20 protein-coding genes are annotated in these 17051 nt (G+C 73.9%); 11 read left to right on the forward strand and 9 right to left on the reverse strand.

Annotated features, from left to right (window positions below):
• Window positions 1–12: 12 nt before the first annotated feature.
• Window positions 13–1233, reverse strand: coding sequence for a hypothetical protein (locus tag ACZ43H_RS15585; protein ID WP_464584320.1), 1221 nt, complete (start codon window positions 1231–1233; stop codon window positions 13–15).
• 141 nt (window positions 1234–1374) lie between these two features.
• The gene (locus ACZ43H_RS15590) at window positions 1375–2010 is read right to left on the reverse strand and encodes an alpha/beta hydrolase (RefSeq protein WP_464584322.1); all 636 of its coding nucleotides are present in this window, start codon (window positions 2008–2010) and stop codon (window positions 1375–1377) included.
• A gap of 135 nt (window positions 2011–2145) precedes the next feature.
• Here ACZ43H_RS15590 and ACZ43H_RS15595 point away from each other — a divergent pair, with 135 nt between their 5' ends.
• Together ACZ43H_RS15595 and ACZ43H_RS15600 are read left to right on the forward strand one after the other, a co-directional pair.
• Window positions 2146–2565: an Hsp20/alpha crystallin family protein gene (locus tag ACZ43H_RS15595; RefSeq protein WP_464584323.1), complete on the forward strand. Its 420-nt coding sequence runs from the start codon at window positions 2146–2148 to the stop codon at window positions 2563–2565.
• 24 nt (window positions 2566–2589) lie between these two features.
• A complete protein-coding gene (locus ACZ43H_RS15600; RefSeq protein ID WP_464584325.1) occupies window positions 2590–3396 on the forward strand; it encodes a hypothetical protein in 807 nt (268 codons plus the stop codon).
• Here the strand turns inward: ACZ43H_RS15600 and ACZ43H_RS15605 are convergent.
• The 3 genes from ACZ43H_RS15605 to ACZ43H_RS15615 form a co-directional block, all read right to left on the reverse strand.
• Window positions 3371–4843: a glycoside hydrolase family 30 protein gene (locus tag ACZ43H_RS15605; RefSeq protein WP_464584327.1), complete on the reverse strand. Its 1473-nt coding sequence runs from the start codon at window positions 4841–4843 to the stop codon at window positions 3371–3373. The two genes, ACZ43H_RS15600 and ACZ43H_RS15605, sit on opposite strands and share 26 nt — an antisense overlap.
• Window positions 4844–5174: 331 nt before the next feature.
• The gene (locus tag ACZ43H_RS15610; protein ID WP_464584329.1) at window positions 5175–6269 is read right to left on the reverse strand and encodes a CHASE3 domain-containing protein; all 1095 of its coding nucleotides are present in this window, start codon (window positions 6267–6269) and stop codon (window positions 5175–5177) included.
• Window positions 6270–6349: 80 nt separating this feature from the next.
• On the reverse strand, window positions 6350–6934 hold the full coding sequence (locus ACZ43H_RS15615) for a hypothetical protein (RefSeq protein ID WP_464584331.1): 585 nt from the start codon (window positions 6932–6934) through the stop codon (window positions 6350–6352).
• A gap of 197 nt (window positions 6935–7131) precedes the next feature.
• On the opposite strand from ACZ43H_RS15615, the gene ACZ43H_RS15620 reads away from it, so the two are divergent.
• From ACZ43H_RS15620 to ACZ43H_RS15630, 3 genes are read left to right on the forward strand one after another with little or no spacing between them, the layout of a single operon-like run.
• Window positions 7132–7281, forward strand: a complete 150-nt coding sequence (locus tag ACZ43H_RS15620; RefSeq protein ID WP_379177902.1) for a hypothetical protein — start codon at window positions 7132–7134, stop codon at window positions 7279–7281.
• A gap of 37 nt (window positions 7282–7318) precedes the next feature.
• A complete protein-coding gene (locus ACZ43H_RS15625; RefSeq protein WP_464584333.1) occupies window positions 7319–8467 on the forward strand; it encodes a serine/threonine-protein kinase in 1149 nt (382 codons plus the stop codon).
• Complete coding sequence (locus ACZ43H_RS15630) at window positions 8464–8937, forward strand: hypothetical protein (protein WP_464584335.1); 474 nt, start codon at window positions 8464–8466, stop codon at window positions 8935–8937. Before ACZ43H_RS15625 ends, ACZ43H_RS15630 begins: the two co-directional genes overlap by 4 nt.
• 26 nt (window positions 8938–8963) lie before the next feature.
• Here ACZ43H_RS15630 and ACZ43H_RS15635 read toward each other — a convergent pair whose 3' ends face one another.
• Entirely contained in the window at window positions 8964–9128 is a 165-nt protein-coding gene (locus ACZ43H_RS15635; protein ID WP_464584337.1) for a hypothetical protein, read from the reverse strand.
• Between the two features lie 62 nt (window positions 9129–9190).
• Between ACZ43H_RS15635 and ACZ43H_RS15640 the strand changes: the two genes are divergently transcribed.
• Window positions 9191–9796, forward strand: a complete 606-nt coding sequence (locus ACZ43H_RS15640; protein WP_464584339.1) for a hypothetical protein — start codon at window positions 9191–9193, stop codon at window positions 9794–9796.
• Window positions 9797–9818: 22 nt separating this feature from the next.
• Here ACZ43H_RS15640 and ACZ43H_RS15645 read toward each other — a convergent pair whose 3' ends face one another.
• Window positions 9819–10271, reverse strand: coding sequence for a hypothetical protein (locus tag ACZ43H_RS15645; protein WP_464584341.1), 453 nt, complete (start codon window positions 10269–10271; stop codon window positions 9819–9821).
• A gap of 117 nt (window positions 10272–10388) precedes the next feature.
• Between ACZ43H_RS15645 and ACZ43H_RS15650 the strand changes: the two genes are divergently transcribed.
• Genes ACZ43H_RS15650 through ACZ43H_RS15660 form a run of 3 tightly spaced genes read left to right on the forward strand, consistent with a single transcriptional unit; the run spans window position 10389 to window position 13132 of the window.
• Window positions 10389–11540: an acyl-CoA dehydrogenase family protein gene (locus ACZ43H_RS15650; protein ID WP_464584343.1), complete on the forward strand. Its 1152-nt coding sequence runs from the start codon at window positions 10389–10391 to the stop codon at window positions 11538–11540.
• 13 nt (window positions 11541–11553) lie between these two features.
• A complete protein-coding gene (locus ACZ43H_RS15655) occupies window positions 11554–12696 on the forward strand; it encodes an acyl-CoA dehydrogenase family protein (RefSeq protein WP_464584345.1) in 1143 nt (380 codons plus the stop codon).
• A gap of 52 nt (window positions 12697–12748) precedes the next feature.
• Window positions 12749–13132 (forward strand): hypothetical protein, encoded by a 384-nt coding sequence (locus ACZ43H_RS15660; protein WP_464584347.1) that lies wholly within the window; start codon window positions 12749–12751, stop codon window positions 13130–13132.
• Between the two features lie 19 nt (window positions 13133–13151).
• Here the strand turns inward: ACZ43H_RS15660 and ACZ43H_RS15665 are convergent, their stop codons facing one another.
• A complete protein-coding gene (locus ACZ43H_RS15665; protein WP_464584349.1) occupies window positions 13152–14402 on the reverse strand; it encodes an HNH endonuclease signature motif containing protein in 1251 nt (416 codons plus the stop codon).
• Window positions 14403–14651: 249 nt separating this feature from the next.
• Between ACZ43H_RS15665 and ACZ43H_RS15670 the strand changes: the two genes are divergently transcribed.
• Together ACZ43H_RS15670 and ACZ43H_RS15675 are read left to right on the forward strand one after the other, a co-directional pair.
• The gene (locus tag ACZ43H_RS15670; protein ID WP_464584351.1) at window positions 14652–14777 is read left to right on the forward strand and encodes a hypothetical protein; all 126 of its coding nucleotides are present in this window, start codon (window positions 14652–14654) and stop codon (window positions 14775–14777) included.
• Window positions 14778–14808: 31 nt separating this feature from the next.
• Window positions 14809–15564, forward strand: a complete 756-nt coding sequence (locus tag ACZ43H_RS15675; RefSeq protein ID WP_464584353.1) for an MOSC domain-containing protein — start codon at window positions 14809–14811, stop codon at window positions 15562–15564.
• 14 nt (window positions 15565–15578) lie between these two features.
• Here ACZ43H_RS15675 and ACZ43H_RS15680 read toward each other — a convergent pair whose 3' ends face one another.
• Complete coding sequence (locus ACZ43H_RS15680; RefSeq protein ID WP_464584355.1) at window positions 15579–16952, reverse strand: NAD-dependent succinate-semialdehyde dehydrogenase; 1374 nt, start codon at window positions 16950–16952, stop codon at window positions 15579–15581.
• Between the last annotated feature and the right edge of the window lie 99 nt (window positions 16953–17051).

The following is a 17051-nucleotide window of genomic DNA, read 5'->3' on the forward strand; positions in this document are numbered from 1 at the left end:
AAGCCCCGGCTGCTACTGCAGGGGCGCGAAGGCCTGCGTGGGCGACTGCCCGGCGAGGTTGCCGCCACCCGCCGGCACGGTGACGTAGTAGCGGAAGCCACCGGTCTCGCCCACGGGCACGGGGACCCGGTAGGCGCCGGCGGCGTCGGTGGTGTCGGTGCCCATTCGCACCGGCCCGTGGGGGGCGACCCGCCAGAGCGTGACGCGGGTGCCGGGGCGGGCCGGGGTGGTGGTGCCCACGATCGCGAGCTGTCCGCCCGCCTTGGCGGCCGCGACGTCCGGGGAGGCGGTGACGAGGGGCGCGACGTCGACGGTGAAGACGGGCGACACGCTGCCCTCGGCCGACGAGGAGCCGCCGAACCGCCAGCGGTAGACCGTGTGCGTGGTGGGCTCGACCGTCGCGCTGGTGCCGCCGCCCGAGACCTCGAGCGCGGCCCCCTCGACCGGCTTGAAGCCCGGCTCGCCGAACGACTGCGCCTCGAGCACCAGCAGGCCCTGGGCGAGCGGGCCGATCATGTCGCTGGACACGTGGCCGTTGATCGTCAGCGAGTCACCCGCGGCGATCCGCATCGCCGAGCCGCTGATGCCGGTCGCGGTGGTGTAGCCCTCGATGTCGTAGGTGGTGACGTCGCCGGGGCTACCGGTGCGCAGCGCGTCGAGCTTGAACGGCCGGCCGTCGCAGCCGAGGCCGAGGGCGTAGAAGCCGGCTCCGTCCCCGCCGTGCGCCGCCAGGAACGCCCTGACCGTGCTGCTGGTGGAGGCCGGCCCGACGGGCCGCCGGGTGGCGAGGTCGTACTTGGTCCAGCGGTAGGTCAGGCCCGGCGCGTCCACCGGGCGCCACCCGCCGGCAGCGACGGAGAGAGGGGCCCGACCGACCCAGATCAGGGTCGTGCCCGCGTCCTCGGGCGACTGGTAGCCGGCGTACGCCACGCCGCTGGTCCCCTGCGGGGCCAGGACCGAGAGGCCGGCCACGGTGGTGGCGGCCATCGAGGAGACCCGGTGCTGGGAGCCGACGGCGGTGCCGCCGTCGAGGTCGAACTTCAGGCTGCGGCTGCCGGCAGGGCCCCCGGGGCTGGGTGAGAGGTACGTCGTGGGCGAGCCGCCGCCGATGCCGTAGAGGTCCGTGCAGCCGACGATCGCGAGGTTGGTCATGCTGTCGGCCGAGAAGCCGAGCCCCCGCACCACCACGGTGCTGTCGGCCCGCGCGGCCGAGAACGGCACGAGGGCAGCCACGACCGCCCCAACGATGATGACCACTGCCCGGCGCAAGGCCGCCTCCCGTTCGATCCCCCGCTGTCGGTGCGGGTGGTGACTCGACCCTACGTGGTCATCGAGGCATCCGTCTGCCCAAATCTGGGGCTTCGCCACCACTGGTCACCGAGCCGTCATGTCGCCGTCACCGAGGAGGGTGTCGTTGACGAACGCGGACGCCAGCCGCTCGAACCGCCCGCCCCTGCGCAGCATGGCGTGCCGGGCGCCGGGCACCTCGACGTACTCGACCTCGGCCGTGCCGGCGAGGTTGCGGGCCACCGTCGCGGAGCGTCCGGGGTCGGCGACGCGGTCCTCGGTGCCGTGCACGACGAGCACCCGGCGGCCGGTCAGGTCCGCGTGGTCGCTGGGGTAGACCCACGGGTTGAGCGCGACCACGCTGCGGACCCCCTCCCCGGCGCCGCCCAGCAGCGCGGCGCGCCCGCCGAGGGAGTGCCCGACCAGCGCCACCGGCAGGTCGCCGAGCCGGTCGCGGACCCGGTCGAGCGCCCAGGCGAGGTCGTCGAGCGGGGTGTGGGTGGCGTCCCAGCCGCGGTAGGAGTTCAGCAGGCGGAACACCGCCAGCCGTCCCCGACCGCCGCGGGCGATGCGCCGCGCGACCGGGACCATCCGCACCACGGACAGCTGGGTGGGGCTGACCGCCGGCCGGCCCGGCCTGCTGGCGCCGCCGTGCAGCACGAGGACGACACCCTCGGGCCGGCGAGGGACCCGGGTCGGGAGCAGGCGGGGCTGGGCGCGCACGCCGCCAGTGTGCCCTTCCCGCACAACGTCCCTGCCGCAGCGGGACCTTCTCCCCTGCGGTGCCACCGGGGCCGGGGCAACGCTGGAGGTCAGGACCGGCGCCGTCAGTCCGGTTGTCCGAGAGGAGAGAACACCATGTCCACTGTTGCTGTACGCGCCTCGAACCGGCTGGCCGACATGCTCGACTGGCTCGAGTCCGGAGCCGGCCTCTCGCCCCGGGAGGGCGGCCACTTCATCCGGGTCGAGAGCTTCACCGACAACGGCCACGGCACCATCCGGGCCGAGATCCCCGGCGTGGACCCGACCAAGGACATCGAGCTCACCGTCCACGACGACGTGCTCACCATCCGCGGGGAGCGTCGCGAGGAGCAGCGCGACAAGGAGCACAGCGAGTTCCGGTACGGCGCCTTCGCGCGCAGCGTCCGCCTGCCCCAGGGCACCGACCCGTCGGCCGTGACCGCGACGTACCGCGACGGGATCCTCGAGGTCGGCTTCCCGACCGTCTCGACCTCGACCGAGCCGACCCCGATCCCCGTCCAGCGCCCGGAGTCCTGACCCGGACCCACCCAGGGAGGGACCATGAGCTCGCACGGCGACCCGGTCCGGGGGGAGGCGACGCTGGACGCGGGACCGCGCACCGTGGGCGGCGCTCCGCCCCCGGCCACCGGTCCGCCCCCTCCCGCCCCGCCCGCGCGGCCCCCGTCGCGCTGGGGCGCCGGGCGGATCATCGCCGTCATCGTCGGCGGGGTCCTCGCGTTCTCGTCCCTGGGCCTACTGGCCGGCGGCGGCGTGCTGCGCCTCGCCGACGACGGCATCCGCGACAGCCGGGGCTACCTGATGAGCTCGGACGTCGAGTTCGCCTCCCCCGGGTACGCCGCCACCAGCCCCGAGGTGGAGCTGCGCAACGGCACCCCGGCCGCCGACCTGCCCGAGCGCTGGCTCGGCACCGTCAAGGTCGAGGCGGACTCGCGGACCGACAACGGCGTCTTCGTCGGGATCGCCCGCACCAGCGACGTCGAGGCCTACCTCGCCGGCGTCGCGCGCTCGACCGTGAACGACCCTCTGAGCGGGGACCGGACGCCGGACACCGACTTCGTCGACGGCGGCCCGCCGAGCGGCGCCCCGCAGGACCAGGACTTCTGGGTCGCCTCCGCGCGGGGCCAGGGCCAGCAGTCGATCACCTGGCCGGCGGACGAGGGCAGCTGGACGCTCGTGGTGATGAACGGCGAGGGCACCACGCCCGTGGCCGCCGACGTCTCGGTGGGCGCCACGATCCCGATCCTCGACGACATCGCGGTGGGGCTGCTGGTCGCCGGCATCGTCCTCGGCGCGATCGCCACGGTGCTGCTGGTCGCCGCCTTCAGGCGGCCGCGCTCCGGAACGTAAACATCTCACCCGGGGCGACGGTGTAGGACAGGTCGACCCGGCCGACGATCCTGAGGGCGACCGTCTGGGTGGCACCGGTCGCGTTCTGCCCGAACACGCCGATGCTGCCGTCGCGGTTGCGGAAGGCGGCTGTCGACAGTCCGGGCGTCGCGCTCGAGGAGATCACGCGGGCGCCGGGCGACGCGGCGCGCGAGAGGTGAGCGAGCGTGTAGAACTCCGGCTCCGGCCGGACCTGGTCGCCCTCGACCGTGACCAGGCCGCGGCAGTCCTTGCAGCCCCACCGGGACCCGGCGTCCACCGGACCGTGGTCGGCGTCCAGCGCCAGGCTCCACATCATCAGTCCCGACGACCCCGCGGCGACGGCGTTCGACACGAGGTTGCGCGCATCCCAGCCGAAGGTGCCCGACCAGCCGTCGGTGGTGCCCGTGCACTCGGAGACCAGGCTCGGCACCGAGAGGTCGGCCATCTGGTCGGGGGTGCCTCGGTAGCAGTGGAACGCGGCGCCGTCGAAGGCACCCGGGGCGGCGCCCAGCACGGCGTCCGCGCGCGGCCGGTCGGCCCAGTTGTGGTCCAGCGCCCACAGCTGCACGCCCCCCGCCCTGAGCCGGGGGCCCACCTCCTGGCCGAGCCGCGCCATCTGGTCGTCGCTCATGGTCATGGTGGCGTAGTCGGTGGAGTAGCCGGGCTCGTTGCCCAGCGTCATCGCCCATAGAGGTACGCCGCGCCGCGCCAGCCACTGCGCCTGGGACACCAGCATCCGCCCGAAGTCGGGAACGGCCTGGTCCACGAGAGCGCCGCCGCGCAGCGACCCGCTGGTCTTCATCTCGGCCGGGGCGGTCCACGGTGTGGCCACCACCCGCAGGTCGGGCGCCAGGTCCGCCAGGGGGCCGGTCGCCATCCGCACGGCTCGTTGCTCCTGTCGTGGCGGGGTGGCCTGCGCGCCGTCCCAGTCCCACGCCCAGGTCCGGGGTGAGAGGTCCGTCGCGGTCAACGGCAGCCGCAGCAGGTCCAGCCGGGCGCCGTCGGCGCGTCGGGCGCCGTACAGCAGCCGGGCCGCGGCGGGGTGCCGCGCCAGCAGCTGCCGGGACGCGTCGGTGAGCGCCGCACCGGTCCCCCACCAGGGCTGACGCCGGGCGCCGGGGTCGACGTCGACCTCCGCGGTCGCGGGGCCGGGGCCGGCGACCGGGTCGGTCCGGGTCAGCCGACGGGACGGGTCGGTCGGCGAGGTCAGCCACAGGCGCGCGCCGGCGCCGGGGTCGACGGCGGGGGCGGGCGCGGGGGCCGGCAGGGCGGTGTGGTCGCGGGCCGGCTCCGACGCGTCCTGGTCCGGGGTCGCGCAGCCGGCCACCACGGTCAGGACCGTGACGAGGAGGAGAGCCGGCACGCTGAGGGTGGCAGCGGTCCGGCGGGCGGGTCGACGGCGCGCGGACGTGGGCAGCTGGGGCATGTGAGTTCCGGGGACGGGTCCGAGGAAGGTGCTCCGGTCCCCTCCAGTGTGGACGGACCGCCGCGCCGCGGCCAAACCCCGGGACCAGCCCCGTAGCCGGCCCCGTGACCCCCCGGGGGGCCACGGGATCCCCAGCATGGGTGATGCCGCTCACGCTGAGTCGCGGGAGTGTTGGACACGTCGACCGGCGCCCGTGACGTCGCTGCCACGGACCCGGTCGGCGCAGGCGAATGCGCCAGGCCGCTGATCCAGTCCAGCGGTCCTGAGGGCCCGGCACCGGGGAGGGTGACGGGCCCTCGTTCTGTTTCGACGTACTGGTCCGACGTGCCGGTCAGTTGGGCAGCCGGTCCGGCGCCGGCGGCTCCACGCCGGTCTGCGTCCCGCCCATCTCGAAGATCATCCGGCGCAGCTCCCGGATGATCTCGTCCGCCTCGTCGATCATGGAGTTGAGCGTGCCGGCGAGCTCGGGGCGCTGGGAGGCGAGCGCGCTGAGCCGCAGCCCCAACCCGAAGAGCCGCTGGATGGTGGTGTCGTGCAGGTCGGCGGCCATCCGCTGCCGCTCGGTCTGCACGCTCAGCTCGTGCTGCGCCGCGACCAGCTCGGCCGACCGGTCGACCACGCTGACCCGCATCGTCTCGGCGGCCTCGGCGATCTGCCGGACCTCCTCGGGCCCCTCGGCGTCGATGTGCCGCTGGTAGTCACCGGCCGAGACGACACCGAGCTGCTCGATCAGCTCGCGCAGCGGCCGGGTCAGCGCGAAGCGGAGCAGGCCCATCGTGGCGATCAGCGCGAACACGGCGAGCACGACCGCGACCACCATCGCGGCGTCGACCCGGTCCTGGGCCGCGGCCACCTGCTCGACCTCGTCGTCCACGAGGCCGTCGACGTCGGCGCGCAGCGCGTCCAGCCGGTCGCGCAGGGCGTCGAACAGCTCCTTCTCCTGGCGCTGGTGCGCCACTTTGTCGTGGCCCGCGGCGCCGTTCTCCCGCACCTCCACGATCTCGGCCGCGACGTGGCGCTGCCAGGTCTGCCCTGCGGCCGAGACGTCGGCGAGGAGCCGCAGCGCCTCCGGGTCGTCCTGCAGCAGCACGGCCAGCCGGTCCTCGAGCTCCGCCGACCTGCGCGCACCGGAGCGGTACGGGTCGAGGAACGACTCGTCCGCGGTGAGGACGTAGCCGCGTTGGCCGCTCTCCTGGTCGACGTAGGCCGTGAGCAGCTGCTGGCTCGCGCCCTGGGCGGGGCGCAGACGCTCGGTCAGCTCGGTCGTCGAGTCCTGGACCAGCTGCCGGGTCGCCAGGGTGGCCACCGCTCCGGTGCCGACGGCCAGCAGCGCGAGGACGGCCGCCGCGGTCAGCCAGAAGCGCAGCGAGCGCACCGGGCGGAAGGCCGGGGACGTCGCGGGCAGGTCGGGGTCCTCGCGCGTCACGCCCACCCCTTCCCGGAGGAGCCGGCCCGGTTCCGGCTCAGCCGGGTCCGCCAGCAGACACGGTACTGCCGGGGCAGGGATCAGGAGGCGCGCGGTGCCGGGATGCGGGTGGCGAGGCCGGGCAGCACGTTGCTGAGCGGGTCGGGGTCCAGCGGCCGGCCGCCGTGCGGTCGAGGCGAGACCCGCAGGTCGCCGAACCCGCGCCACTCGCCGTCACCGGCGACGCACAGCAGCTCGAAGGTCTCGGACCCGCACTGGCGCGCCCCGAGCGTGAGCAGCCCGCCCGGCACGCCCGCGACGACGTACGGCGTCGCCGTGGTCAGGATCGTGTCCCGGGCGGGGCCACGCCGCGGCCCACGAGCCTGCAGCAGCACGTCACCGACCGACCCGTCGGGGTTCTCCACGCGGAGCGCCAGACCGGTCACCGCCACCTGCGACCCGGCCAGGGCCGCGCCGTAGGTCAGCCGCACCCGGGCGTCGACCACGCCGGGCTCGTCCAGCCACGGCACGCCCACGCCGGGCTCGAGCCCGTGCCGGTAGAGCCGCGCCCGCAGGGTCTCCCCCGCCGGCAGCCAGGGCCGGACCGGGCCCAGCCCGACGGTGCGGGAGACGCTGGTCAGCAAGCCGGCCGGACCGGCCTGGCGCACGCTGGCGAGGATCGACATGGCGGGACCGTGCCCGTTCATACAGGTTTCAACCGTGCGGTCCAGACCACGAGACCCGGCGGGGCAACGCCGCAGCGGCGCGGAGCGTCCCATGATTGAGATGTCGCCCGGCTGGGCACTACTCCCGAGGCGTGCACCGGACGGTGGCGCCCGTCCATCCGACGCCGCCACCGCGGCACCACCGAGGGGCTGTGACAATGACGGCGCTGGTCGAGCCCGCCGGAGGTGCTCGCGAGGAGCTCACCGGCCACACGCACGGATGGCAGCTGCGGTCGGTGGAGTTCGACGACGGCGTCGTCAGCCAGCGCTACGAGTGCGACGGCTGCGACGCGGTCTGGTTCACCTGAGCCGGAGCGCCCCGGCCCACCTGGACAGGAGTGGATGTTGACGAGCGAGCCCGTGCTGGCCGAGAGGTATCAGCTCGACGAGGTCATCGGTCGCGGCGGGATGGCGGAGGTGCACCGGGCCACCGACCGGGTGCTGCACCGACCCGTGGCCGTCAAGGTCCTGCGGGACACCGCCGACGACGAGACCGACCGGCTCCGCTTCACCGCCGAGGCCCACACCCTGGCGCGGCTGAGCCACCCCGGGCTGGTGATGGTGCTCGACGCCGGCACCACCGCCGAGCGGCCCTACCTGGTGATGGAGCTGGTCGAGGGCCAGACGCTCGCGCAGTGCTGTGCCGGCCGCCGGCTCGACCCGGTCCGGGTGGCCGCGATCGGGGAGCAGCTCGCCGACGCCCTCGCCTATGCGCACGCCGAGGGCGTCGTGCACCGTGACGTGAAGCCCGGCAACGTGCTCGTCACCGAGGACGACCGGGTCAAGCTCGCCGACTTCGGCATCGCCCGGCTGATCGGCGACACCGTCCGGCACACCCGCACCGGTCACGCCATCGGCACCGCCGCCTACCTCGCGCCCGAGCAGGTGCAGGGCGAGGAGATCACCACCGCGGTGGACGTGTACTCCCTCGGCCTGGTGCTGCTGGAGTCGCTGACCGGTGAACGGGCCTTCCCGGGGAGTCCCACCGAGTCGGCGCTCGCCCGCCTGCAGCGCGAGCCCGGCGTACCCGCCTGGCTGCCGGAGGCCTGGCGCCGGCTGCTGGCGGCGATGACCGCACGGGAACCGGGACGACGACCGGGCGCGGCCGACGTCGCACGGGAGCTGCACCTGATCGCCGCCGACCCGGCGGGCACGACGCTGCCGCTGTCCGCACCGGTCCCCCGGGCCGCGCCCGCACCTGCCCCGTCCGCACCTGCCCCGTCCGCCCCAACTCCGACCTCCCCCACTCCGCGCGCCCGCGCACCCCGACGGGACGTGCTCGCCGAGGTCCGGGCTGCGGCGGCCCGCGTGCCCGGGCACCAGTGGGGCGTGATCGGCGCCGGAGCCGCGATGGTGCTGCTGCTGGTGATCGCCGCGCTCGCGTCCGGCGGTGGTTCGAGCTCGACCCCCGACCAGCTGCCCGCCGGGACGCCGCCGCGGCTCGAGCAGCCGCTGCAGGACCTGCACGACGCGGTCGACGGAGGCGGGCGGTGAGGGCAGGGGCCCGGGCGCTGGCCGGTGCGGCCGTGCTGCTCGTGCTGACCGCGGGCTGTGGCAGCGACCCCGCTCCGGTCGACCGGGTGCCGGCCCTCGCCGACAGGCTGGCGGCCGTCGACTCCGCGGTGGCCGCCCACGACGACGCCGAGACCCGCCGGGCCGTCGACGCCCTCGCCCGCGCAGCCATGGCGGCGCAGCGCAGCGGCGAGCTCGACCAGGCCGACGTCGACGCGATCACCGCCGCGGCCGAGGCGATGGTCCGGGCCCTGCCCGCTGAGCGCAGCGACCCGACCTCCGACCAGACGTCGTCGACCTCGCCGTCGACGGAGGAGAGCGACCCGGAGCAGGCCGAGACGGACGACAGCAGCCCGGCCCCGCCGGGTCACGAGAAGCCGGGCCACGAGAAGAAGGACGAGCACCCGAAGCACGGCAAGCCGGGGAAGCACGGCAAGGGGCACGGCCACTGAGAGGTCCGCACGGGGCCACCCGAGGGCTAGGAGTCGGGCTCCTCCTGGATCTCCTCCAGACGCTGGTGCAGCCGGTCGCGCACCTCGTCCGGCGTGAGCTGCGCGCGCCGGCGCTGGTCACGCGCGATGATGGCCCCCGTGGCCGCGACCCCCGCCAGCCCGGCGACCCCCAGCACCTTCCACAGCTTCACGAACGGACTCCTCCCACACATGAACGAGCAGCGATGACCGAGCAGCGGATGACTGGGCAGCCATGGCCGACCTGACCCTGGACGAGGCCGTCGACCTCACCCGCACCGGCGACCTGTGGCTGTTCCGCGGACGCTCGGCTGCCGACCACGCTATCCGGGTGCTGACCAACGCGCCGGTGAACCACGTCGGGATGGCGGTGGTCCTCGACGACATGCCGCCGCTGATGTGGCACGCCGAGCTGGGCAAGGGGCTGCTCGACGTGTGGACCGGGTCGCACCACCGCGGGGTCCAGCTGCACGACCTGCGCGAGGCCGTCGACCAGTGGACCGGCCGCTACGAGCAGCGGGTCTGGCTGCGCCAGCTGCAGGCGGACGTCACCCCGGCGATGGAGGGCGAGGTGCTGCGGACCATCGCCCGCCTAGACGGCACGCCGTTCCCGAGCACGGCCGCGCTGGTCGGGCGCTGGGCGCGCGGTCGGGTACGCCGTCGGGCCGAGGCGGAGATGACCTACTGCGCCGAGGTGGTGGCGGCGACGTACGCCGCGATGGGGCTGCTCGACGACCGGCTCCCCACCAACTACTACGACCCCGGCATGTTCTGGTCCGGGGACGACCTGGTCCTGGAGCAGGGCGCTCGGCTCGGCGAGGAGATCCGGGTCCTGGTCTGACCCCGGTTACCGGGGTCCCTGGCTACTCGGTGACGCTGCGCCCCAGGTCGGTCAGCTCCCACACGCCGGGCTGGCGGGGCGGCTGGATCAGGCCCTCGTCGAGCATCGCCTTGCGCTCGAGGCGCGCGGCGTACCGCCAGCGGATCTCGCCCTGGTTGACCGTCTCGTGGTCGGCGGGACGCAGGACTGGCTCCATCCGCCGCTCGAGCTCGGCCATCACGTCCTCCATCTCCGCGCGGCCGCCGTTCTCCTGCAGCGCGGCGAGGATGAAGCGGCGGAACTCGCGCTGGGGCGTGCGCCGCGGCGGCTTGCTCGTGACGCTGACGGCCGGGGCCGCCTTCGCCCGGGTCGTGGCCGGCTTCGTACGACGCACCGGCGCCGCCTTCTTCTCCGGCGGCGGCGGCGGGGGCTGCCCGTGCACGCACTGGCTCAGCGGAAGGTCACAGTGGTCGCAGTAATCGGCCGACGATGTCATCGGGAACAACCTTGCCGCCGCGGGGCCGACGACCGCAACCCGGCCCCGACCTACGAGCGGGTAACGTCGCGGGCACCGGGCTCTGACCGGCCCGCCGTCGACCCAGGAGAGACGCCGATGCAGCTGGAGCTGTCCGCCGAGGATGCCGCCTTCCGCGAGGAGATGCGGACCTTCTTCACCACCGAGGTCCCCCAGGAGATCCGCGACGCCGTCGCCGAGCGCCGCGAGCTCACCAAGGACCAGATCGTCGAGAGCCAGCGGGCGCTCAACGCCCACGGGCTGGCCGTCCCGAACTGGCCGGTCGAGTGGGGCGGGAAGGACTGGTCCCCGCTGCGCAGGCACATCTGGCACGAGGAGATGCAGCGTGCCTGCGTGCCGACGCCGCTGGCCTTCAACGCCTCGATGGTCGGTCCGGTGATCGCGACTTTCGGCTCCCAGGAGCAGAAGGAGCGGTTCCTCCCGGCGACCGCCAACCTCGACATCTGGTGGTCCCAGGGCTTCTCCGAGCCCGACGCGGGCTCCGACCTCGCCTCGCTGCGCACCACCGCGGTCCGCGACGGGGACGAGTTCGTCGTCAACGGCCAGAAGACGTGGACGACGCTCGGCCAGCACGGCGACTGGATCTTCTGCCTGGTCCGCACCGACCCGGAGGCCAAGAAGCAGCGGGGCATCTCGTTCCTGCTGATCGACATGACCTCACCCGGCCTGACCGTGCGGCCGATCGAGCTGATCGACGGCGGCCACGAGGTCAACGAGGTGTGGTTCGAGGACGTGCGCGTGCCGGCCGAGAACCTCGTCGGCGAGCTGAACGCCGGCTGGGACTACGCGAAGTTCCTGCTCGGCAACGAGCGGGTGGGCGTCGCCCCCGTGGGCGCGACCAAGCGGGTGCTGGCGCAGGCCAAGGAGTACGCCGGCGACCAGCTCGCCGACCCGCTCACCGCCGCCCGGTTCGCCGAGCTGGAGAACGAGCTGCTCGCCCTCGAGCTGACCGCACTGCGCGTGGTCGCGCACTCGGCCGACGGCAAGCCGCACCCCGCCTCCTCGGTCCTCAAGCTCAAGGGCACCGAGCTCCAGCAGGCGGTCAGCGAGCTGGTCGTGGACCTGGCCGGCCCGGCCTCGCTGGCCTCGGGCGCCGGGGACGACTCCGACGTGCCCGGCTGGGCGCGCCGCGCCACCCCGGCGTACCTCAACCTGCGCAAGGCCTCGATCTACGGCGGGTCCAACGAGATCCAGCGGCAGATCATCGCGAAGACGATCCTCGGGCTCTGAAGGGCGGACTGACATGGACTTCACCTACGACGAGGAGCAGCAGGCGCTGCGCGAGGCCGTGCGCGGCCTGGTCGGCAAGACCTACGCCGACTTCGAGAACCGTCGCCGCACCGTCGCCGACGACCCGGGCTTCGACGAGAAGCTGTGGGCGCGGCTGGCGGAGATGGGCATCCTCGGGCTGCCGTTCCGCGAGGAGGACGGCGGCTCCGGTGCCGGCCCCGTGGAGGTCGCGATCGTGGCCGAGGAGATCGGTCGCGTGATCGCTCCCGAGCCGTACCTCACCTCCGTGGTCCTGGCCGGCGGCCTGGTGGCCGCGGCCGGGTCGGCCGAGCAGCGCGGGGAGGTCCTCGGCGCCCTCTCGGCGGGCGAGAGCGTGCTGGCCTTCGCCCACAACGAGCCGGGCTCGCGGTGGTCCGCCTCGGCGTCCGCCGTCAGCGCGAGCGGCGAGGGCTCGGACTGGACGTTGTCCGGCACCAAGGAGCCGGTCGTCCACGGCGTGCGCGCCGACCTGCTCGTGGTGTCGGCGGCACTCACCGACGGCGGGACCGGCCTCTTCCTGGTCGACCCGTCCGCCTCGGGCGTCAGCCGCGAGGGCTACGCCACGCACGACGGCGGCCGCGCCGCCCGGGTGGTCCTGTCCGAGGCACCGGCCACGCCGCTCGGCGAGGGTGGCGACGCGTCGGCCTCCATCGCGGCTGTGCTCGACATCGCCCGGGTGATGGCGTGCAACGAGGCGATCGGCGCGATGGACGTGGCCCTGTCGGCCACCACCGAGTACCTCAAGAACCGCAAGCAGTTCGGGGTCCCGCTCAACACGTTCCAGGCGCTGAACTTCCGGGCCGCGGACATGTACGTCTCCCTCGAGCTGGCCAAGAGCCTGACCCTGTGGGCCACCATGGTGCTGGCGTCCGGCAAGCCCGAGCAGATGGCCGAGGCGGCCTCGCGGGCCGCACTGCAGGTCAGCCGCGCCGGGCGTCACCTCGGCCAGGAGGCGATCCAGCTGCACGGCGGCATCGGCATGACCGCGGAGTACAGCATCGGCAGCTACACCAGCCGCCTCACCGCGCTGGACCACCTGCTCGGCGACGGCGACCACCACCTGCGGCTCCTCGGCGCCGCCGTCGGTGACCACGACGAGGTCGACCCACTCCCCTGACGCCGCGTGGGTGGGAGTGCGCTCCGGCGCACTCCCACACGCACGACCGGCGGTGCTGCCGTGGCGCTCGTGCGGCGCGCGGCATCCGTGGCAGGGCGAGCGCCACGTCGACAGGACCCGTGCGGCGGTGGATCAGCTGAGGAAGTCACTTCCTGAGCACCTGCTGGTCTGGGGCGGCGACTGGAACCATGCCCTCACCGGGCGTGAGTACGCCGGAAGCATGGGCGGGCGTACCCATGTCGTCGACGCGCTCGACGCCCTCGGGCTCACCGCTCCGACGGCTCCGCTGGAGCATCAGCTCGAGGGTCTCCTGAGCATCGACCACGTCGCTGTGCCCAGCACGGCTGTTGTCACTCGCCCGCGCCGGCACCCGGCAACGCGCGACGGCCGACGACTCTCGGACCACGACGCGTACACGGTCGATCTCGCCGACTGAATCCTCGCCCCCACGCGGCTCACCTTCGTCTGGTGAACCTGACGTCTCCGTTGGCCAACCGGTCGGTGCCGAAGCGTGGGTCGTGGGCTCGGTGGTGGTGCCAGTTACAGAGGAGTACGCCGTCCTTGAGGTCGGTCTTCCCGCCCTTCGCCCAGGGGGTCTCGGCGTGGTGGGCTTCGCACCAGGCGGCTGGGATCTCGCAGCCCTGGGCGCGGCAGCGTCGGTCGCGGATGACCAGGGCCTTGCGTTGCGCGGGTGAGAAGAGGCGGCGGGTGCGGCCGAGGTCGAGGATCTCGGAGTCGACGCCGAGGACGACGGGGATGATCTGGGCGGTGCAGGCGAGCCGGCGGGCCTCGGCGGCGGTGATCCGGTCGCCGGTGGCCAGCCCGGCGGCGCCGAGGCCGGCCTTGAGCTGGTCGAGGTCGATGGTGACCATCACGGTGGTGGCGGTGCCGCCGTGCTGCGGCAGCAGCTGGGTGGGGAGCTGTTCGAGGAGGGTGCAGAACGCCTCCCCGAGCCGGCGCGGGTACGGGAGTTGCTCCACCTCACTGTCACCAGTGTGCTGTTCCTGACGGCGGGGTGCGGCGATCGACTCGAGGTAGACCTTCAACCGGGACGCGACGTGGTCGGGGACTCGGATCTGGATGTCGGTGGACCCGTCCCCGCGTACGCGCATGGTGAGCCGGGTGGTCCGGCGGGCGGCACGCTCCTCCGCCTCCAGCTTCCGCTGCTCCTCGGCGTCGGCGATCTCGGGGGCGAGGACCTCGAGGAGGTGCTCGCCGAGGCGTTTCAGTGCCCGGGGACTGAAGTGCGCGGCCTGGTCGACCAGGTGGGCCTCCGCCTTGACCTTCGGCTCGGGGCCGAGCCGCTCGGGCAGCCCGTCCAGCGCCTTCACGATCACCGCGGCCTGGGCCTGGTTGACCCGGCCGTCGAGGCAGCCGGCCTGCAACTGGGGCCAACGGCGCTCCAGCGCCTCCCCCAGCCGGGTCGCCCGCGCCACCGCCGAGTAGTCGGCGTGCTGGGTGCGTTCGGCCCAGGCGGCGACGTTCCGGTCGCCGGTCTCGGCCACCAGGTCCTCGGTGCTAGCGAGCAGTCGACCCTGGATCGCGGCGAGCTGGTCGACCGCCCGGCCCAGCAGGACCAGGGCGGTCTCCTTCTCGGCGGGGTCGAGGTAGCCGGGGTCGAGCCCGGCCAGGTCGGTGACCAGGGCGGTCAGGTCGCCGGCGCCGCGCACCAGGGGGTGCGTCATCGGGGTCGGGTTGACTGCCATGCCTCATTCTACAACTATTCGAGCAGGTCTTCGAGTAAAATCTCTGCGCTGTGGAGACCGCGCGAGTCCGTCCCTACGTGATCCGCTGGGCGGGGTTTCGAGGCTTCGTCGCTGGCGCTCCTCGCACCTCAACCGCCGAGCCCGGGACGGAGGCCGAGGTGGAGGTCGGCCGCACCGATCCGCTCGTTCATCCCCGGTGCGTTCGCCGGCACCGCCGTCTTCGGCACGGCGTTCTACACCTGGGGCACGGTGCTCGCCGTGGTCGTCGGGGCGCTCTTGGGCTGGATCAGCGACGTCCTCGGCGCCCGGATCCAGGCGCTGGTCGACCGGCCCGCGCCCACCGCCGAGGTGGAGCCGCCCGTTCAGGCCGCGTGAGCACGTCGAGCGCCTGTGACACGCTCGGGGCATGCAGGTGGTCAGCGTGGGGTTCACCCCGGTCAAGGGCACCCGCTACGCGTCGTACGACGCCGTGACGCTGGACCGGCACGGACCCGTCGGCGACCGGGCCTTCTGCCTCGTCGACGTCGCCGGGCGGCAGGTCCTCAGGACGGTGCAGAACCCGACCCTGCTGGCCGTGCGGTCCCGCTGGGACGGCCGGGTCCTGCAGCTGGCGCTGCCCTCTGGCGAGGTGGCGTCGGCGCCACCGGTCCCCAGCGAGGAGCGGGTGACCTGCGACTACTGGGGCCGCCCGGCCGACCTCGAGCTGCTCGACGGCCCGCACGCGGCGCTCGCCTCGTCGTGGCTCGGGCGGCCGGTCCGGCTGGCGGCGGCCCCGCGGGGCGCCGTGGTGTACGGCGCCCCGGTCAGCGTCGTCTCCCTCGCCTCGCTGCGGGCCCTGGCCCACCACGTCGGCCGGCCGGACCTCGCGACCGCGTCGGCGCGACTGCGGGGCACGGTCGTCGTCGACGGCGACGAGCCGTTCGCGGAGCACAAGTGGCCGGGCCGGACGCTCCGGCTCGGCGCGGCGACAGTGCGGGTGCACGGGCCGATCCCCCGCTGCGCCGTCATCGACCTGGACCCGGCCACCGGCGTGGGCTCCGGGCCGCTCCTCAAGGGACTCGGCTCGCTGCCCCGGGCGGCACCCGGCCTCGACCTCGGCGTGGACGCCCACGTCGTCGAGCCGGGCGTCGTCCGTCCCGGGGACACCGCCACTGTCTGCTGAGCCGAGGGAGGGCCTCAGCGCGGGGTGTAGACGAGCTTCTTGTTCACGAACTCCTCGATGCCGTACGGGCCGAGCTCGCGGCCCACGCCGGAGCGCTTGGTGCCGCCGAAGGGCAGGTCGGCGACGGAGCCCTGGGCGCTGTTGATCCACACCATCCCGGTGTCGAGGCGGTCGGCGACCTGCTGCGCCTTCTCGACGTCGGCGCTCCAGACAACACCGCCGAGACCGAACGACGAGCCGTTGGCCAGCTCGACCGCCTCGTCGACGTCGGCCACCCGGTAGACGACGGCGACGGGGCCGAACAGCTCCTCGCCGAAGGCGCGCATGTCCGGGGTGACGTCGGTCAGCACGGTCGCCTGCATGAACGACCCGGGCCGGTCGACGCGCTTGCCGCCGGTGCGCACGGTCGCGCCCTTGGCGACCGCGTCCTCGACCTGCTCGAGCAGGTTCTGCAGGGCGGTCTCGGAGGAGAGCGGGCCGAACGCCGAGTCCGGGTCGGTGGGGTCGCCGGGCGTGAGGGCGGCCATCGCGGCGGTGAACTGCTCGACGAACGCGTCGTAGAGCTCGTCCACGACGATCATCCGCTTGGCGCCGTTGCAGGCCTGGCCGGCGTTCCCCATCCGCCCGCGGACCGCGGACTTCACCGCGGCGCCGAGGTCCTCGGCGTCGAGCAGGATGAACGGGTCCGAGCCGCCGAGCTCCAGGACGACCTTCTTCAGGTTGCGGCCGGCGATCTCGGCCACCGCCGAGCCGGCGCGCTCGCTGCCGGTCACCGAGACGCCCGCGACGCGGGCGTCGGCGATGATGTCCGCGGACTGGTCGTTGGTGGCGAAGACGTTGAGGTAGGCGTCGGCGGGGAGCCCGGCGTCGACGAAGACCTGCTCGATCGCGAGCGCCGACTCGGGGCACTGCGGGGCGTGCTTGAGGATGATCGTGTTGCCCACCATCAGGTTGGGCGCCGCGAACCGGGCCACCTGGTAGTAGGGGAAGTTCCACGGCATGATCCCGAGCAGCGGACCCACCGGTTCCTTGCGCACCACCGCGTCACCGCCCATCCTCGGGCTCAGCGGGGTGTCGGCGAGCAGCTCCGGCCCCTCCTCCGCGTAGTAGCGGTAGATCGACGCGACCAGCTTGATCTCGCCCTTGCCCTCGCGCAGGGTCTTGCCCATCTCCCGCGCGATGATCGCCGCCAGCTCGTCGGCACGCTCCTCGTACAGCTCGGCCACGCGCAGCAGCACCTTGGTGCGCTCGTCCTTGCCGGTGGTCCGCCAGGAGGCGTAGGCAGCGTGGGAACGCTCGAGCACGTCCTGCACCTCGGCGTCGGTCGCAGTGGGGAACTCCTTCACGAGCTCGCCGGTGGCCGGGTTGACGATCTGGTAGTCACTCATGCACTCGACGCTACGGGGGACACGGGGGCGCGCAAGGTGACCATCGACACCAGCGAGCGGGGGAATGCCTCGGGTGGTGGTGGGGTTCGGGACAACACC

The organism is Nocardioides sp. DN36 (assembly GCF_055380375.1).

What these genes read in the sequence shown, in the direction of transcription:
- ACZ43H_RS15650 (WP_464584343.1), top strand. Translation starts at nt 10,389, where the DNA reads ATGCAGCTGGAGCTGTCCGCCGAGGATGCCGCCTTCCGCGAGGAGATG.
- ACZ43H_RS15615 (WP_464584331.1), bottom strand. Translation starts at nt 6,934, where the DNA reads ATGTCGATCCTCGCCAGCGTGCGCCAGGCCGGTCCGGCCGGCTTGCTG.
- ACZ43H_RS15640 (WP_464584339.1), top strand. Translation starts at nt 9,191, where the DNA reads ATGGCCGACCTGACCCTGGACGAGGCCGTCGACCTCACCCGCACCGGC.
- ACZ43H_RS15675 (WP_464584353.1), top strand. Translation starts at nt 14,809, where the DNA reads ATGCAGGTGGTCAGCGTGGGGTTCACCCCGGTCAAGGGCACCCGCTAC.
- ACZ43H_RS15645 (WP_464584341.1), bottom strand. Translation starts at nt 10,271, where the DNA reads ATGACATCGTCGGCCGATTACTGCGACCACTGTGACCTTCCGCTGAGC.
- ACZ43H_RS15665 (WP_464584349.1), bottom strand. Translation starts at nt 14,402, where the DNA reads ATGGCAGTCAACCCGACCCCGATGACGCACCCCCTGGTGCGCGGCGCC.
- ACZ43H_RS15595 (WP_464584323.1), top strand. Translation starts at nt 2,146, where the DNA reads ATGTCCACTGTTGCTGTACGCGCCTCGAACCGGCTGGCCGACATGCTC.
- ACZ43H_RS15605 (WP_464584327.1), bottom strand. Translation starts at nt 4,843, where the DNA reads ATGCCCCAGCTGCCCACGTCCGCGCGCCGTCGACCCGCCCGCCGGACC.
- ACZ43H_RS15620 (WP_379177902.1), top strand. Translation starts at nt 7,132, where the DNA reads ATGACGGCGCTGGTCGAGCCCGCCGGAGGTGCTCGCGAGGAGCTCACC.
- ACZ43H_RS15600 (WP_464584325.1), top strand. Translation starts at nt 2,590, where the DNA reads ATGAGCTCGCACGGCGACCCGGTCCGGGGGGAGGCGACGCTGGACGCG.
- ACZ43H_RS15680 (WP_464584355.1), bottom strand. Translation starts at nt 16,952, where the DNA reads ATGAGTGACTACCAGATCGTCAACCCGGCCACCGGCGAGCTCGTGAAG.
- ACZ43H_RS15655 (WP_464584345.1), top strand. Translation starts at nt 11,554, where the DNA reads ATGGACTTCACCTACGACGAGGAGCAGCAGGCGCTGCGCGAGGCCGTG.